We start from the raw sequence: 16,590 nt of genomic DNA, 5'->3' as shown, positions 1-16,590 counted from the left end.
GTGGCTCAGTCAGGACTGGATCTTTTTCCCTATACGCGTATGCGCCGTATGCGCAAAGACGACTTTTCCCGCCGCATGATGTGTGAAAACACACTGACGGTAAACGATCTGATCTATCCGGTGTTCGTACTGGAAGGCAAGAACCGCAAAGAGGCCATCCCTTCTATGCCAGGCATCGAGCGCCTGTCGATCGACCTGTTGGTGGAAGAAGCCAAAGAACTGGTGGCACTGGGCGTACCTGCCATTGCTATTTTTCCGGTGACCCCTGGCGACAAAAAATCCTTGCATGCAGAAGAAGCCTACAACCCGGAAGGACTGGCACAACGCACTGTCCGTGCGCTTAAGAGTGAATGTCCGGAACTGGGTGTGATCACCGATGTGGCACTGGACCCGTTCACGACTCATGGTCAGGATGGCATCATTGATGATGAAGGCTATGTCATCAATGACATCACAACTGAGATACTGGTTAAGCAGGCCTTATCTCATGCCGACGCAGGCGCTGATATTGTCGCACCATCTGATATGATGGATGGACGCATTGGTGCTATTCGTGATGCACTGGAAGAAGCCGGACACATTCATACCCGCATCATGGCCTACTCTGCCAAGTATGCCTCCAGCTATTATGGCCCATTCCGTGACGCGGTCGGCTCAGCAGGCAACCTTAAAGGGGCTGACAAGAAGACCTATCAGATGGATCCGGCTAACTCAGATGAAGCGTTACGTGAAGTCGCACTAGACCTTCAGGAAGGCGCCGACATGGTGATGGTCAAGCCGGGCATGCCCTATCTGGATGTGGTGCGTCGCGTTAAAGATGAGTTCGGTGTGCCGACCTTTGCTTACCAGGTCAGTGGTGAATACGCCATGCACAAAGCCGCCATTGACAACGGCTGGCTGGCAGAACAACCGACCATTATGGAGTCATTACTCGCTTTTAAACGTGCCGGCGCCGATGGCATTTTAACCTATTTCGCAAAGCAAGCCGCTATCTGGTTGAATGATAAATAATTAATAGGTAATTATTAAAAAAGGAGCAATAAATTGCTCCTTTTTTGCATTTTACTGATTAACATCGTGTCATTTTTGTGTAACATACCCCCCGTAAGCTTATGTACCCATTTGGGTTTAAACTACACACGGGAAAAACCAATGATAAAAACAAAATTCACTCCACTGGCGCTCCTTGTGGCCGCCGCAACCGCACCTGTGCAGGCGCAGGTCATCATGTCAGAGTACATTGAAGGCAGCTCCAACAACAAAGCAGTCGAGCTTTTCAATACTTCAGAAAACGCAATATCACTGGCCGGTTATACGCTCAGCTATTATTCAAATGGCGGTACAGATGCGTCAAATACCATAGAGCTAAGCGGTGAGATCGCAGCCGGTGGTACTTATGTCATCGCAAACAGCAGCGCAGTTGATACTGTACTGAATGCCGCACAGCTGACAACCGGTGGCAGCTGGTACAACGGCGACGACGCGATTGTACTGCGTAATGGCGATACCGTATTAGACAGCTTCGGCCAGGTTGGCTTCGACCCGGGCAGCAACTGGGAAAACAATGGCGTTGCAACAAAAGACAAAACACTGCGTCGCAACCTGGACGTCACGAGCGGCCGCACAGCCTTTGACGCAGCCTTTGATCCAAGCGCCGAGTGGACCCAATTCGATAAAGACGATTTCAGTGGCCTGGGCAGCCACAGTGGCGACACCGGTGGTGGTGACGATGGCGGTGATGATGGTGACAAGCCAGAACCGCTCGTGTGTGGTGAAGCTGCCACAGCCATCAACGCAATTCAGGGCAGCACTGATGAAAGCCCGCTGAAAGACCAAATCGTCACGATAGAAGCCGTTGTCACGGCCGACCTGCAAGAAGATAACCAGCTTAAAGGTTTCTTTGTTCAGTCGCTGGCAGCCGATATGGACGAAGACAACATGACCTCAGAAGGTCTGTTTGTTTATTATAAAGATGTCGACGTAAAGGTGGGCGATCAGGTCCGTGTTCAGGGCACAGTCCAGGAGTTCTATAACGCAACTCAGCTTGGCAATGTAACCCAGCTTGAGGTCTGCGGCAGCGCCGATGTTCAGGCACAAATGCTGACTCTGCCAGTCAATGAAGTTAGCGATCTGGAAGCAGTTGAAGGCATGCTGGTTAGCCTGTCAAATCAAATGGTCGTTGCAGACACCTACAACCTGGGTCGCTATGGCGAGGTTGGCCTGGCAACAGAACGTCTGTACCAGGGCACCCAAATCGCTATGCCGGGCGATGCAGCCAACGCATTAGAAGCTGAAAACAAGAAAAAATACTTGTTGGTAGATGATGGCTCAACCGCCCAAAACCCAGAAGTTATTCCTTATCCAAGTACAGGTCTGGACGCTTATAAAACCATCCGCCTGGGTGACACAGTTACCAACCTGGAAGGGGTGATTGCGTACAGCTTTGGCCAGTACCGCCTGAATCCGACGAAGGCACCGACTTTCAACAACACCAATGAACGTACTGAAGCACCTGAGCTTAAAGGCGAAGGCGATCTGCGTATTGCCAGCTTCAACGTGCTGAACTACTTCAATGGCGACGGTCAGGGTGCAGGCTTCCCGACTCCTCGTGGTGCGGACACCGCGGAAGAATTGGTGCGTCAGGAAGCTAAGCTTGTATCAGCTATCACTGCACTGGATGCCGATGTGATTGGCCTTATGGAAATAGAAAACGATGGATTTGGTGAGCACAGTGCGATTGCCGACCTGGTGAAAGCGATCAATGCAGAATCTGAATACACCTATGCATACGTCAATTTCAATACTGACATGATCGGCACCGACGATATCACAACGGGTATTATCTATCGCACCGACACTGTCGAAGAAGCGGGTACTGCCAGCTTCACAACCGCTGTGCCATTTGATTACAGCAACCGCCCACCAACGGCGCAAAGTTTCCGTAAACTGGACAACAACGAAGAGTTCACGGTTGCGGTCGCCCACCTCAAATCCAAAGGCTGTAGCAAGTCGGCTGAAGGGGATAATACGGATCAGGGCGATGGCCAGGCTTGTTGGAATGCCATTCGTACCCAAGGTGCTAATGCGTTCGCCGACTGGCTGGCAACCAACCCTACAGGTAACGACGATGCAGACGTTATTCTGGTCGGTGATATGAATGCCTACGCAATGGAAGATCCAATGCGTGCCTTCGCGGATAAAGGTCTGAACAATGTGATGACTCACGTGGATGGCGATACACAAAGCTACTCTTACAACTTCTCAGGCCGTTTGGGCAGCCTGGATCACGCTGTGGCTTCTGCTTCACTGCTTGCTAAAGTAACCGATGCGACGGACTGGCATATTAATGCAGATGAGCCGCGTATGCTGGATTACAACACGGAATACCGCACAGATGCACAAATTGCTGAGTTATATGCGACTCATGCTTATCGTGCTTCTGACCACGATCCTGTAATTGTAGAAATTAAAACGGTTGCTGCTGAGCCGCCGGTTGACCCACGTCCCGTGATTGAAGCCGGTCAACACTTTACGGTAGCAGAGAATACGCAGCTCAATACTATTATTGGTATGCTTGAATTCTCCGATGCTGATGCGGATGTCACACCCGTTGAGCGCTTTATCGTAACGGGCACCAATATGATTACAGTCAACCAAGCGGGCCAGGTTGTTGTTACAGGTGAACTGGATTATGAATTCGACAACCGTATCGAGTTTATGGTTCAGGCACAAGACACCGCAGGTAATCTGTCAGAACAAGTGCAGGTTGTCGTCAATGTGACGGACGTCAAACGAGGCGATGACAATGACGATGACTCGGGCAGCTTTGGCTGGCTGGCGTTGTTCGCCGCACCTCTGGCACTGCTACGCCGTCGTAGTAAATAACGCACCGGATAAGTGGCGTTAGCCAGGTAAAAAAAATGCGCCGTACGGCGCATTTTTTGTTTGCTCTCAGTTTAATACCTATTCACTCGGTGAATGGATATACCATCAGGCGCTTGCATGATGGCCTTTTTCTGATATCGGCACTGATAATATCTGAGCAGCTCTACTTAGCTCATCATTATCAATAGACCAATACGGAAAGGATAACCTGCGGCTATTCTTAAGCGTGACCTTTAAACACCGCAACGGGCCTAACTTCTGTAGCTCCAGTGACGATATTTCGTCTGCGTGCACATAGCGTATTTTTACCCATGTGCGATAACAAATTCCTGCTTTATCAATATGTACAAATCGCTTGTTGGTGAGCGTCAATAACACAATCAAGCCAACACTCGCCAGCGACAGAACCATCAGTGATGAGGCAACACCATTCAGGGCCATAAAATTCATCATCACATAACACAGCGAAATACCACACACGGTGGCTAAGACGGCAAACCAGCTGATATCCAAATCTATGGTTCTCATGAGTACCTCCCAATTTTACTCAATGTTTAGCAGAGTCGACTGACTCTGAGCGCTAATGATAAAGTCGCAAAGTTCCTAAATCAAGTCCGTTTATGTAATTTTTAGCAACAGTTTAGGGCGCTGACTGGTGACTCAGTGGACACATGAATTTATTTATATTTTGACCCAAAAAGAACCCGGTAAAGGGATGGAATAAATGGCGAAGAAAAACTACAGGGGCATTAAAAAAGGCCGCGAATGCGGCCTTTTTTCAGAAATCAGTCAACTAATTACTTAGCTGCTTTTTTCTCTTTCTCAGCTGCGATTACTGCGTCAGCAACGTTTGCCGGGCAAGGTGCATAGTGAGAGAATTCCATTGAGAACTGACCACGACCAGACGTGATAGTACGCAGGTGACCAATGTATCCGAACATTTCAGATAGTGGTACTTCACCCTTGATACGTACGCCAGTTGCGCCAGCTTCCTGGTCTTTGATCATACCACGACGACGGTTAAGGTCACCGATTACGTCACCTACGTTGTCTTCTGGAGTGAACACGTCAACCTTCATCACAGGCTCAAGAAGCTGAGGACCCGCTTTAGGGATTGACTGACGGAATGCGCCTTTCGCTGCGATTTCGAACGCGATTGCTGATGAGTCAACTGCGTGGAAACCACCGTCGAATAGTTCAACTTCAACGTCTAGTACTGGGAAGCCAGCCAGAACACCTTCGTCCATCATCATCTTGAAGCCTTTCTCAACTGCTGGCCAGAATTCCTTAGGAACGTTACCACCAACAACTGAAGATGAGAAAGTGTAGCCAGAGTTAGGCTCACCAGGCTTGATGCGGTAGTCGATCTTACCGAACTGACCAGAACCACCAGACTGCTTCTTGTGCGTGTAGCTATCTTCAACTTCTTGCGTGATAGTTTCACGGTAAGCAACCTGAGGCTGACCAACAACTAGTTCAACACCGTAAGTACGCTTAAGGATGTCAACTTTGATGTCAAGGTGAAGCTCACCCATACCTTTAAGGATGGTTTCGCCTGAATCTTCGTCAGTTTCAACCTGGAATGACGGATCTTCTGCAACCATCTTACCAATCGCGATACCCATCTTCTCGTTACCACCTTTATCTTTAGGTGCTACCGCGATAGAGATTACCGGATCAGGGAAGATCATCGCTTCAAGTGTACATTCGTGCTTAGGATCACACAGAGTGTGACCAGTTTGAACGTTCTTCATGCCTACAACCGCGATGATGTCACCCGCTTGTGCTTCAGTCAGTTCGTTACGCTCGTCTGCCTGCATCTCAACCATACGGCCGATACGCTCTGTTTTACCAGTTGCAGAGTTAAGTACTGTGTCACCTTTTTTCATGCGACCAGAGTAGATACGGATAAAGGTCAGGGCGCCGAAACGGTCATCCATGATCTTAAACGCAAGCGCTTTAAGCGGCTCATCAGCAGAAACAGTTGCTACTTCACCAGTAGGCTCACCTGTGTCTTTGTCAGTCAGAGGCTGAGGATCAACTTCTGTAGGCGCAGGTAGGTAATCTACAACCGCGTCTAGTACCAGCTGCATACCTTTGTTTTTGAACGCAGAACCACAGAAAGTTGGGAAGAACGCCAGATCACGAGTACCTTTACGGATACATGCTTTGATCTGCTCAAGAGAAGGCATTTCACCTTCCATGTACGCTTCCATCAGGTCGTCGTCTTGCTCAACCGCAGTTTCGATCAGCATTTCATGGTATTCTTCAACTTTGTCAACCATGTCTGCAGGAACGTCTTGTACTTCGTAGTTTTCTGGAAGACCTGTTTCGTCCCAAACGTACGCTTTCTTTTCAAGTACGTCTACAACACCACAGAACTCGTCTTCGATACCGATAGGCAGAGTCATAACCAGCGGGTTAGCAGCAAGTACTTTCTCAACCTGACCAACTACGCGGTAGAAGTCTGCACCCATACGGTCCAGCTTGTTTACGAAGATTACACGAGCAACTTCTGACTCGTTCGCATAACGCCAGTTAGTCTCTGACTGAGGCTCAACACCGCCAGATCCACAGAATACACCGATACCACCGTCTAGTACTTTCAGTGAACGATATACTTCAACTGTGAAGTCAACGTGTCCAGGAGTATCGATAACGTTTAAACGGTGGCCTTTCCACTCACACGTTACCGCTGCTGATTGGATTGTAATACCACGCTCAGCTTCCTGCTCCATGAAGTCAGTCGTAGACTCACCGTCATGTACTTCACCCGTTTTGTGGATTTTACCAGTAAGCTTTAGAATACGCTCAGTGGTGGTAGTTTTACCCGCATCAACGTGCGCGAAAATACCAATGTTTCTGTATTTCGATAAATCTGCCATTGTTTTACTCTATTTAAAGTAGAAAAATTATTCGGCGGGAGTATATCACCTCTTTAGGCGAACATCATCCTTCACGTCGTCTAAAATGCAATCAATTTGAGAAAAAAGTGGTTTATAGTGGAATGTATTTTGCAAAGGCCGTCTTTAGGGGGCGCAAAACGCCGTCAGATAAAGGGTGTCCCCCTTTTTACAGGTAGCAAAAGCCCATTCCTCGCCCGGCAAGTTTGCCAATTCAGCTAGCCTGAACAGCTAAAAAGGTGCCAGCTGACAGTGCCACTTCCTTACACCGTCACTGGCACTTGGGGCCGGTTAAAACCAGATAAATAGCCCGAGGATCAACGCAACGCCCAATAAGGGTACACACACCGTCAGTACCGCCAAAGGCCAGTAGGCATCCTGATGTTTCTCTCCACAGATTGCCCGCACTGTGGTCACGACATAGCCATTGTGCGGCAAAGTATCCAGCGCGCCGGAGCTTATCGCCACAACCCGGTGAAGCTGGCTGGCGTCCACACCCAAATCCAGATAATGCGGTGCGACCAGGGGTAACGCGATGGCCTGTCCGCCCGACGCCGACCCCGTCAGTGCCGCAATCACACTCACCGCAATCGCGGCACCGAGCAGTTCGTTGCCGGGAATACTGGTCATCAAAGCAACGGCCTCATTAAACGCCGGCGTGCCTTTGGCCACCGCACCGAATCCGACTACCGCTGCTGTGTTCCCGATGGCCACCAGTGCCCCGGTGGTGCCAAAATTGACCGCCTGAGAGAGATTATGAAAGTGCTTGAAGTTAATTGCCAAAATCGTCAGCACCCCACCCAATAAGGCAACTATCAAGGCGTTTTGTTGAAGTGTGCTGTGTAAGGTAAATGACAAAATCAGCACCACCAGCAAGGGCAACAAGCCGGTGATCGGGTGCGGCAAATTACGCTGGATCTGCTCAGGGTCATTATCTCGCGCCACAAAGCACTCACCGTTGGCCACTGCCCGGCGGATCATCCAGCTCAGTAAGAAGTAGCCCAGTCCCGCCATAAATAGGGCCACCACCAGGCTCTCCTGCCAGGCGGCATACGGCGAGGTGCCGAGGTATTTGATGGGGATCCAGTTTTGGATTTCGGGCGAGCCTGCCGATGTCATGGTAAAGGTCACAGAGCCAAATGCCAGCACCGCCGGAATAAAGCGTCGGGGCAGATTGGCGTCCTTAAACAAACTCAAAGCCATGGGATAAACAGAAAAGGCGACAATAAACACGCTGACGCCGCCATAGGTCAGCAAAGCACAAGCCAGCACCACGGCCAGCACCGCGTATTTCATTCCAATTTTGCCAATCACATAATGCGCAATGGCATCAGCCGCCCCGCTGTCTTCCATAAACTTGCCAAACAGAGAGCCCAGCAGAAACATTAAAAACCAGGCTTGCAAAAACCCGGCAAATCCGGCCATATAAAGAGACACAAAGGGTTGCCCTGCGGTGGCGTTAAAAATGGCAATATCACTCGTCAGCGCGACAATGAGTGCGCACGCAGGCGCTGCGATAAACAAGTTGACCCCGCGCAGGGTCAGGCCAATCAGCAATGCCAGCGCACCGATTAAGCCAAGCAAACTCAGCATAAATATCCTGTTTATTTTTTGTTATTTAAAGTTAGTTATACGGCAATTTAGCACTGGGATCGAGTATCCACCATGGAATATGTCTGACACACCTGCCGGCGATAAAACAATCAACAAGGAGTCTGATAATGTCTACAGGATACATTTTTCTCGCGACAATACTGATGCTTACAACAAGCGTTTGTGCTCAGGCAATAGAACGCGCAACCTGGCTATGGAAAAAAGGCGGCGATCCGCTGGGCGCAACGGCCATGATCACCACTCAGTCAACCCAGCAAACGCTGATTGATTTGTTGCAGCAACAGGCGATATCTGATGTTTATGGCTCTTACGGACAATATACGCAGACACATTCCCAGGCGGTTGCACAGTGGAACCAGACACTGGTAGCGCAAGGTATTCGGTCGCACTATCTGATGGCGCAAAATACCTGGGTTTTCCCGTCCAATCACGACAAGATGTTGGGCAAGTTACAAACCCGTTTTATCGACTATCAGCACAGTGCGGCGCCAGATGCTGAATTTGCCGCACTGCACCTGGATATTGAGCCCCATGCGCTTAATGAGTGGAAGCAAGGCACAGCCCAGTCGCGCCAGGCTCTGTTATGGCAACTCGTTGCTACATTTCAGGCAATCCGAACTTTGCTGGACGAGCAGAACATGACCCGGGTAAAACTATACGCGGACATTCCCACCTGGTATGACAGCTCAAATAAAATCGACTGGCCAGATCAGGGCGCGGCCTTTTTTGCGGCGCTGAGTGAGGTATTGGATGGTATCTCTATAATGGCCTACGAGCGGGATAACAGCGCTTCTATATTGAATGCGACCGCGATGGAACGTGCACTGGCCTCACCCACATTTTCGGTAAGACTGGCCGTGGATGTCAGCACGACCTGGCAGAACCCGGCGCATTTTCACCGGATCATTACCGAGCTTGAAGCGGCGCAGCAGCGCATCGATATTCACGATGCCACTGATTACTACTACTGGCTGCAAGCACATCAATAAACCCGCTTGTTATAAACCCTGATGTTCGCACGTTAGTGTCACTCGTACGTGCGACGCCATAGTGTCTGCCTGCTCTTTACAATGATACCCATTCCTGTGGGTAAACCGGTGCAGTGCCTGTTCATCCTCGCGCTGATCCGCATCATTCCAGTTTGCTTCATAGGTTACCGAAAATGACGTTGGGCCGAGCGTAGTAAATTCAAAGTTCTCGTTCATCAGACACGTACCCGCCGTTGCTTCATAGTTGCAAGCCTGTAACGGGAGCGCCGAACTGGCTCCTGAGGTCGCAGACACAACCAGTAAATCAAAGATATTCAGGTCAAAGGACATCCACTCCTCGAGTGACACATTGGTCTCGAGCAATACCCGGGCGGCTTTAAGATTCGACACGCACCCTTTCATCACATTCTGACAGGGCAACACATCCACTTTGTTTAAAACGCCAAAAGCGTCTCGCGGCATTGCCGATTCCAAGTCGCGGATCATCTGCCGCTGAAAACGCGGACCACCACATTGCTGATCTTTGCACTGCGCCCAAAATCGCAGACGCATGGCTTGCTCTGTATGAGGCACAGGCGCAGCCTCCAGATAAATTGTGTGGTCCTGAGAATCGAATGAGAGCAACTGAGCCTCTAAATCAATAGACGCCAAAGCCAATGCTGGCATGCTGAGTGTCGCGACTGCCGCAACCGGTAACAAATAGGAGGTCAAAATAAATTCCTTTTAACAGTTTGAAACAAAGCCAGATTAACAGCATTTTTGTGTTTAATACAGATACGCTTTATGCGTATATTCATAAGTTCATACAGCGCTACAGCATGCAACACAGCAACTATGGTAATGAGAATTATTTTCAAAAAGTATTTGACAGATACGCCAATCTAATTGATAATCAATCTCAACAAAGTGCTCGACGGTGCATTTTGTTACTCTAATTGTTTCTCGACCCTGAAACGCGTGTTGCGCACGATAACAGCACTGGTTGTTACTGAGTTACATTGACGCCCCTTGGTGTAACTCAACAACCGCCTTATAGTTTACTTGCTACATTGCTCATATCGGTGACGGTAGATATGAAATAAAAAAGTCCTCCTCAGGGCTTTTTTCATTTCTGAACACTGATCCATTCCCAGACCAAACTCACCCGGGTAACTGAAATAGTGTTATGACACCTCCAACACACACGCCTAAGCGACGAGCCTTGCTCACAGTGTTACACCAGCAGCTATTGGCATGATTAGTGGGATTTAAACTAAATGAGAATTATTTTCAAAAATGGATTGACAGGCAAAAAGATCTAACTGATAATCAATCTCAACAAAGCGAGATTGACGGCTCATTTTGTTTTAGTACTTAATTTGTTTCTCGACTCAGAAGTACGTGTTGCTTACGCAAAAAGCTCTGGTTGCAGGTGAAAAGCATTAACGCCCCTTGGTGTGGCTTACCGGCAACCAACTCACATTTTACTTGCTACATTGCTCATATCGGTGACGGTAGATATGAAATCAAAAAGCCCTGCCCCGGGCTTTTTTTATGCCTGATTTTTACGCAAAGCAAAACTTAACGGCGGTTTTTACGCGCACGGGCGCGACGCTGGCGTTTTTCTTCCTCTTTGGCCGCTTTCTTTGCTTCTGCCGCCTGGCGCAGCTGAGCCACCATTTCTTCTTCCTCATCGCGCATTTGCGGGGTTTCCATGGTGATACGGCCGATCACGGCATCGCGCAATTCGTTGATCAGGATCTCCGACATTTTATGGGTATCGACCTGGTTGCCGCCACGAATACAGCCACGCTTGCGTCCGGCCATTTCAATAAAGGTCCAGTCGCAGTCGGGCAGCTCGTCAATTTTATAGCGCGCCTGTAACAACTGAGGATACGCCTGTAGCAGGTATTCGGCGGTATAACTGGCCACTTCTTCATAGTTGATAGCAGTATCACGAATGGCACCGGTGGCAGCCAGGCGATAGCCCGAATTTTCGTTTTCAACCTTAGGCCATAACATGCCTGGCGTATCGTACAACATAATGCCGTCTTCAAGCTTAATGCGTTGCTGGGCCTTAGTCACAGCCGGTTCATTGCCCGTTTTCGCGACAATCCTTCCTGCCAGAATATTGATCAGCGTCGATTTGCCAACATTGGGAATGCCCATGATCATGGCTTTAAGCTGCTTATCCTGACCGACCTTTTGCGGTGCCAGCTTTTTACACAAGGCGTTGATCCGCTGCACTTCATTGCCTTTATCATGACCAAACGCCAGGGTTTTCACGCCATCTTCGCGCTCAAAATACTCCATCCAGGCCTGAGTCAGCTCCGGGTCGGCCAGATCGGCTTTATTGAGAATTTTGATGACCGGCTTATCACCACGCAGCTGCGCCACCATGGGGTTTTCACTGCTGTAAGGTATGCGGGCATCCAGCACTTCAATAATCACATCCATCTGCGGCATGATCTCTTTGATCTCATTGCGCGCCTTGTTCATATGTCCGGGAAACCACTGGATACCTGTTCTGCTCATCGTTTTTTACCTTATTAAATCTGGCTGTGTCTGACTCAACGACCAGGGCACACACTATCGACTTTGCCCGGCCACACGACACATGAATAACGCATAGTGTACTATAAACGTGGATATTGGGGGATCAAAGATACCCTCACTTTCCCCGCACAAACTCCATGTTTACCGATATAATGGCGTTTTTGCTAACTTGGACAGGCAATGGCACTCAAAGCAACTATTTTAAAGGCCAACCTTTCGCTAAGCGATATGGACCGTCATGTATATCAGGACATCAGTGTCACACTGGCACAACACCCCTCGGAAAACGCCCAGCGTGTGATGGTGCGGCTACTGGCATTTGCGCTGGAATATCAGGACGGGCTCAGCTTCAGTAAAGGTTTGTGCGTCGAAGATGAGCCGGATATCTGGCTAAAAAATTACAGTGATGAAATCGAGCTGTGGCTCAGCGTTGGCTTACCGGAAGAGAAATGGCTAAAAAAAGCCAGCAACCGCGCTAAACAAGTGGTACTTTATACCTATGGTGAGAACAATCAGGGACCCTGGTGGCAAAAGAACCAAAACACACTGCGCCAGTATACTAACCTCAAAATCATCAGCCTGCCTTATAGCGCAACCAGCGTGATGGCAGAGATGCTGACCCGTACTATGGCATTGACGGTGACGGTACAGGACGGCGAGATTTGGTTCAGTGATGAGCAACACAGCGTCCACCTTATCCCCGAAACTTTGCAGGGATAAGCTCACCCGGGTGCATAAGAGGAAACCACAATGGCAGTAACCAGAGTTGTTGTATTACATGGACTATATATGTCAGGATTTGTCATGCGCCCACTGTGCGAGCGGCTGGAAAAGCTTGGCTTTGAGATCCTCAACCTCAGCTACAACACGCTGACACCCGACAGACACACTATTTTTGAGCAAATTGATGCCTTTGTCGCAGGTCACGAGGCCGCGCTGGTGTGCCATTCTATGGGTGGCCTGGTGGCCCGGGATTACCTCACCCATAACTCAGAAGCAAGCTCTGCCATCAGCAAAGTGATCACTCTGGGCACCCCGCACAAAGGCAGTTACATTGCCAAACATATGCATGACCGCGGCTTTGATATGCTGCTCAAAAACAGCGTGGAATATCTGCTCAGCCAGCAGCAAAACTGGCCGTTTAAAGCCAAACTTTACAGCATTGCCGGCGATCTGCCGATTGGGCTGATGCCGCTGCTAAAAAAGGGCAGCCGCTCAGATGGCACTGTGCTGCTGGATGAAACCAAACTACAGGGCATGGCCGAGCACAAAATCTTTCGCCTCAGCCATACCACCTTGATTTATTCCCGCACCGTCCTCGATTACATCGTTGAGGTGCTCAAGCGCGATCAGTGATCGCCATTAGCCGCAATTTTGTAAGCCACCAGCGCAATGATCCCCACAATTAATGGGATCGGTGCAGCAATATAGCCAAATGCATCTGAGTTTGCATAGCTGGCACCAGCCAGGTGACCGACCAGACCAACCACAAAGGTCAATAATGCGATAACAACCACAGCGATTTCGGATTTATGTTGAGAAGGGGTTTTACCTTGCATGATACGCTCCTTGGGTGCGGCACCTGTACTCAGTGCTCCGACACGCCTCTATAAACACCTAAATAAATGGCTCAGATGTGCGCTGTTATACCCTGGCATTGCGTTCACACCTTGTGCCTGCTGGGTTCATTATGCGCCTCTGATACGGGGAAATTTTGACCTAAATCAAAGTGCCACAGCGGCGAAAAAGCAACCCAATTGCCATTTGAGGTAGATCAACTTAGTGCGCGTTGTTATCGTTTCGAGTGGCAAAGTGGCAAACTTTAAGCATCATTAAGTCTGGATTAAGCCGCTGTTGTATAAGCTTTTCCCTCATAGTGTGGCGCGGTCAGTGCAGCACCGCCTTCAATAATGTCGATGTCTGCAATCGACTTTTCCCATTTGGCATCTGATGCGTTTTTAGCCACACTAACAATCAATCAGACGCCCCAACTCGCGTCTTCTTTTTTAACCACAGTACAGGAGTAAACGATGAGCAACAGCATTGGATTAGACAGTCAGAAAAGTCAGGCATTAGTAAGCAACCTCAATACCCTGTTAAGTAGTTACCAGATCCAATACATGAACGCCCGCAGTGTGCACTGGAACATCAAGGGCCGTAACTTTTTCGAGTTACACGTTAAGTTTGAAGAGATTTACAACCAGCTGCTACTTCAGGTTGATGAAATTGCAGAACGTATTTTGACCATTGAAGGCACCCCTTTACACGCCTTCAGCGATTACCTGGAGCACAGTAAGATCAATGAAGCCAAAGGGATCAGCGATGGTCAGGAAGCTGTAAGAAGTTTGCTGGATGGCTTTACCACGTTAATTAAAATGCAGCGCGACATTCTGGAACAAGCCGGCGATGCCAGCGACGAAGGTACCGCCGCGATGATGAGCGATTACATCAAAGAGCAGGAAAAGCTGGTGTGGATGCTAAAAGCTTATCTCGCTTAATATAAATCAAAAGTAACTAACACAGTCACCGGTTGAGCGTTATCAACCGGTGACTGCTTTCGTATTAGCCCTCAAGCAAGCCAATAAAGAAGGCCATTTCCAGCGCCTTTTCGTGCAGGCTCTTAAAGCGACCTGACGCACCACCATGACCGGCATCCATATCGGTTTTAAACAACAGCAGGTTACTGTCTGTTTTTAACTCACGCAATTTGGCCACCCATTTCATCGGCTCCCAGTACTGCACCTGAGAATCATGCAAACCGGTTGTGACCAGAATATTGGGATAATCTGCCGCACGCAGGTTGTCATAGGGCGAATACGCCAGGATGGTGTGATAATCCGCCTCATCATTGGGGTTGCCCCACTCGTCGTATTCATTGGTGGTCAGCGGAATGCTTTCATCCAGCATAGTGGTCAGCACATCCAAAAAGGGCACATGGCAGCCAATACCACGATATAACTCAGGTGCCTGGTTTACCACCGCGCCCATCAGCAGACCACCGGCACTGCCACCTGATGCAAAAATCTTATCCGCTGCGCCATAGCCTTGCTCCACCAGAGCACGGGTGACGTCTTCAAAGTCGTTAAAGCTGTTTTGCTTGTGCGCTTTTTTGCCCTGCTCATACCAGTGACGGCCAAGCATTTCGGAGCCACGAATATGGGCTATTGCATACACAAAACCGCGGTCCAGCAGGCTCAGCGTGTTGCTTGAGAAGTTCGGGTCTATGGTGATCCCGTACGCGCCGTAGCCATACTGCAACAAGGGGTTGGTGCCGTCTTTATTAAACCTATCTTTGCGATAAACCAGAGACACAGGCACCTCAACGCCATCACGCACACGGATATGTAAACGCTCAGACGCATAATGCTCCGCATTAAACTCACCCAGCACACGTTGCTGCTTCTTCAGGGTCTTCTTGCCCCCCGCCAGTGTAAAGTCATAGATGCTGCTTGGCGTGGTCAGGCTTGAATAATAAACCCGAACGGTCTCGGCTTCGGGCTCGGGGTTATAGCCTAATCCGGCATAAAAGCAGGCATCGTCGAATTTTAGCTGATAACTGCTCCCGCTGTAGTCGTGCACCACAAAGCGGATCTGGCCAAGCTCTCGCTCTGTGACCACATAATGACTGTGGAACAACTCCATGCCTTCTAGCAGCACGTGCTCACGGTGTGCAATTAGCTCTTGCCACTGCTCAGGTTCACTCAGTGTCTCTTTGGTGGCGCGTAACAGGCGGAAATTTTTCGCTTCGCGGTTCGATACCAGATAGTAGTACTCTCCCAGCTTATCCAGTCCATACTCATGGCCCGGTGTGCGCGCCAGTAAAGGTGTAAATTCACCCAGAGGCTCATCAGCCGATAGCGCCAGAATGTCGGTGGTTTCGGTCGCAGCCAGATGAATATAAATCTCGCTTTCGTCGCGACTCTTACCCAGGCCCATGTAAAACTGGCGGTCCTGCTCTTCATAGACCAGCTGATCATCACTTTGTGGTGTGCCCAGAACATGACGATACACCTGATAACCCAGCAGAGTTTGCAGGTCTTTACGGACATAAAACACGGTTTTGCTGTCGTTAGCCCAGACCACTTCCCCTTCGGTTTCAGTCAGTACATCTGGCAGCATCTCGCCGCTTTGCAGGTCTTTAAAGCGCACCGTATAAATGCGGCGGCCGTCGATATCTTCACTATAGGCAAGCAAGCTATCGTTGGGGCTGACTGCCATATCACCGAGTTCAAAGAACTCGTATGCCTCGGCCAATTGGTTGACATCCAGCAGTAACTGCTTGTCGCTCATGGCCTCATCACAGCCCCGATAGTGACGTGCATATTCATCGTCGCCACTGACCTCGCTCATATACCAAAAACGCCCGTCCTTCACCGGCACCGTGCTGTCATCTTTAACAATGCGCCCTTTCATTTCTTCAAATAACTGGTCCTGCAAGGTTTTGTGATCATTCATCAGCGCCTCGCAATAGGCGTTCTCAGCGTGTAAATGATCCAGGATTTGGGCGTCCTGACGGTTATCATCACGCATCCAGTAATAGTTGTCTGTCCTTTGATGTTGGTGGTGTGTCATGGTGTGTGGCACTTTCTTAGCCACTGGCGGGGTCAGCGTTTTGGTCACTCACTTGTTCCTAATTTGTTAAAAACCATTGTGACCCTAACATA

The 16,590-nt window shown here is 49.4% G+C and carries 14 protein-coding genes; 6 read left to right on the top strand and 8 right to left on the bottom strand.

The window, feature by feature from the left end; all coding sequences use genetic code 11:
* Both hemB and TW77_RS15140 read left to right on the top strand, forming a co-directional pair.
* Nucleotides 1-1,011, top strand: a complete 1,011-nt coding sequence (gene hemB / locus TW77_RS15145) for a porphobilinogen synthase (protein WP_046005825.1) — start codon at nucleotides 1-3, stop codon at nucleotides 1,009-1,011.
* A 141-nt stretch (nucleotides 1,012-1,152) separates the two neighbouring features.
* Nucleotides 1,153-3,885, top strand: coding sequence for an ExeM/NucH family extracellular endonuclease (locus TW77_RS15140; protein WP_046005824.1), 2,733 nt, complete (start codon nucleotides 1,153-1,155; stop codon nucleotides 3,883-3,885).
* A gap of 105 nt (nucleotides 3,886-3,990) precedes the next feature.
* On the opposite strand, the gene TW77_RS15135 is transcribed toward TW77_RS15140, so the two are convergent.
* The 3 genes from TW77_RS15135 to TW77_RS15125 all read right to left on the bottom strand — a co-directional run bounded on the left by TW77_RS15135 (nucleotide 3,991) and on the right by TW77_RS15125 (nucleotide 8,381).
* Nucleotides 3,991-4,413, bottom strand: coding sequence for a hypothetical protein (locus TW77_RS15135; protein ID WP_046005823.1), 423 nt, complete (start codon nucleotides 4,411-4,413; stop codon nucleotides 3,991-3,993).
* A gap of 269 nt (nucleotides 4,414-4,682) precedes the next feature.
* Nucleotides 4,683-6,770 carry an elongation factor G gene (fusA, locus tag TW77_RS15130; protein WP_046005822.1) on the bottom strand — a complete coding sequence of 696 codons (2,088 nt, stop codon included), beginning with the start codon at nucleotides 6,768-6,770 and terminating at the stop codon, nucleotides 4,683-4,685.
* 309 nt (nucleotides 6,771-7,079) lie between these two features.
* Nucleotides 7,080-8,381 (bottom strand): GntP family permease, encoded by a 1,302-nt coding sequence (locus tag TW77_RS15125; protein ID WP_046005821.1) that lies wholly within the window; start codon nucleotides 8,379-8,381, stop codon nucleotides 7,080-7,082.
* Nucleotides 8,382-8,509: 128 nt separating this feature from the next.
* Here TW77_RS15125 and TW77_RS15120 point away from each other — a divergent pair, with 128 nt between their 5' ends.
* On the top strand, nucleotides 8,510-9,391 hold the full coding sequence (locus tag TW77_RS15120) for a hypothetical protein (protein WP_046005820.1): 882 nt from the start codon (nucleotides 8,510-8,512) through the stop codon (nucleotides 9,389-9,391).
* Between the two features lie 9 nt (nucleotides 9,392-9,400).
* Here the strand turns inward: TW77_RS15120 and TW77_RS15115 are convergent, their stop codons facing one another.
* Both TW77_RS15115 and ylqF read right to left on the bottom strand, forming a co-directional pair.
* The gene (locus tag TW77_RS15115; protein WP_046005819.1) at nucleotides 9,401-10,102 is read right to left on the bottom strand and encodes a hypothetical protein; all 702 of its coding nucleotides are present in this window, start codon (nucleotides 10,100-10,102) and stop codon (nucleotides 9,401-9,403) included.
* 849 nt (nucleotides 10,103-10,951) lie between these two features.
* Nucleotides 10,952-11,905 carry a ribosome biogenesis GTPase YlqF gene (gene ylqF / locus TW77_RS15105; protein WP_046005817.1) on the bottom strand — a complete coding sequence of 318 codons (954 nt, stop codon included), beginning with the start codon at nucleotides 11,903-11,905 and terminating at the stop codon, nucleotides 10,952-10,954.
* A 201-nt stretch (nucleotides 11,906-12,106) separates the two neighbouring features.
* Between ylqF and TW77_RS15100 the strand changes: the two genes are divergently transcribed.
* Nucleotides 12,107-12,646 (top strand): YaeQ family protein, encoded by a 540-nt coding sequence (locus TW77_RS15100; protein WP_046005816.1) that lies wholly within the window; start codon nucleotides 12,107-12,109, stop codon nucleotides 12,644-12,646.
* Between the two features lie 30 nt (nucleotides 12,647-12,676).
* Nucleotides 12,677-13,282 carry an alpha/beta hydrolase gene (locus tag TW77_RS15095; RefSeq protein ID WP_046005815.1) on the top strand — a complete coding sequence of 202 codons (606 nt, stop codon included), beginning with the start codon at nucleotides 12,677-12,679 and terminating at the stop codon, nucleotides 13,280-13,282.
* On the opposite strand, the gene TW77_RS15090 is transcribed toward TW77_RS15095, so the two are convergent.
* Together TW77_RS15090 and TW77_RS25965 are read right to left on the bottom strand one after the other, a co-directional pair.
* Nucleotides 13,276-13,485: a hypothetical protein gene (locus TW77_RS15090; protein WP_010384994.1), complete on the bottom strand. Its 210-nt coding sequence runs from the start codon at nucleotides 13,483-13,485 to the stop codon at nucleotides 13,276-13,278. The two genes, TW77_RS15095 and TW77_RS15090, sit on opposite strands and share 7 nt — an antisense overlap.
* A gap of 284 nt (nucleotides 13,486-13,769) precedes the next feature.
* Complete coding sequence (locus TW77_RS25965) at nucleotides 13,770-13,892, bottom strand: hypothetical protein (RefSeq protein WP_275041936.1); 123 nt, start codon at nucleotides 13,890-13,892, stop codon at nucleotides 13,770-13,772.
* Between the two features lie 64 nt (nucleotides 13,893-13,956).
* Here TW77_RS25965 and TW77_RS15085 point away from each other — a divergent pair, with 64 nt between their 5' ends.
* The gene (locus TW77_RS15085; protein ID WP_046005814.1) at nucleotides 13,957-14,424 is read left to right on the top strand and encodes a Dps family protein; all 468 of its coding nucleotides are present in this window, start codon (nucleotides 13,957-13,959) and stop codon (nucleotides 14,422-14,424) included.
* Nucleotides 14,425-14,488: 64 nt separating this feature from the next.
* On the opposite strand, the gene TW77_RS15080 is transcribed toward TW77_RS15085, so the two are convergent.
* On the bottom strand, nucleotides 14,489-16,546 hold the full coding sequence (locus TW77_RS15080) for a S9 family peptidase (protein WP_046005813.1): 2,058 nt from the start codon (nucleotides 16,544-16,546) through the stop codon (nucleotides 14,489-14,491).
* Nucleotides 16,547-16,590 lie beyond the last annotated feature (44 nt).

The sequence above is a fragment of the Pseudoalteromonas rubra genome (genome assembly GCF_000967655.1).
GTDB lineage: Bacteria > Pseudomonadota > Gammaproteobacteria > Enterobacterales > Alteromonadaceae > Pseudoalteromonas > Pseudoalteromonas rubra_A.
This window is presented reverse-complemented; position numbering and strand designations above follow the sequence as displayed.

Excerpts from the sequence above, each read along its gene's own strand:
- TW77_RS15140 (WP_046005824.1), top strand. The coding sequence starts at position 1,153 with ATGATAAAAACAAAATTCACTCCACTGGCGCTCCTTGTGGCCGCCGCA.
- TW77_RS15135 (WP_046005823.1), bottom strand. The coding sequence starts at position 4,413 with ATGAGAACCATAGATTTGGATATCAGCTGGTTTGCCGTCTTAGCCACC.
- fusA (WP_046005822.1), bottom strand. The coding sequence starts at position 6,770 with ATGGCAGATTTATCGAAATACAGAAACATTGGTATTTTCGCGCACGTT.
- TW77_RS15125 (WP_046005821.1), bottom strand. The coding sequence starts at position 8,381 with ATGCTGAGTTTGCTTGGCTTAATCGGTGCGCTGGCATTGCTGATTGGC.
- TW77_RS15120 (WP_046005820.1), top strand. The coding sequence starts at position 8,510 with ATGTCTACAGGATACATTTTTCTCGCGACAATACTGATGCTTACAACA.
- ylqF (WP_046005817.1), bottom strand. The coding sequence starts at position 11,905 with ATGAGCAGAACAGGTATCCAGTGGTTTCCCGGACATATGAACAAGGCG.
- TW77_RS15100 (WP_046005816.1), top strand. The coding sequence starts at position 12,107 with ATGGCACTCAAAGCAACTATTTTAAAGGCCAACCTTTCGCTAAGCGAT.
- TW77_RS15095 (WP_046005815.1), top strand. The coding sequence starts at position 12,677 with ATGGCAGTAACCAGAGTTGTTGTATTACATGGACTATATATGTCAGGA.
- TW77_RS15090 (WP_010384994.1), bottom strand. The coding sequence starts at position 13,485 with ATGCAAGGTAAAACCCCTTCTCAACATAAATCCGAAATCGCTGTGGTT.
- TW77_RS15085 (WP_046005814.1), top strand. The coding sequence starts at position 13,957 with ATGAGCAACAGCATTGGATTAGACAGTCAGAAAAGTCAGGCATTAGTA.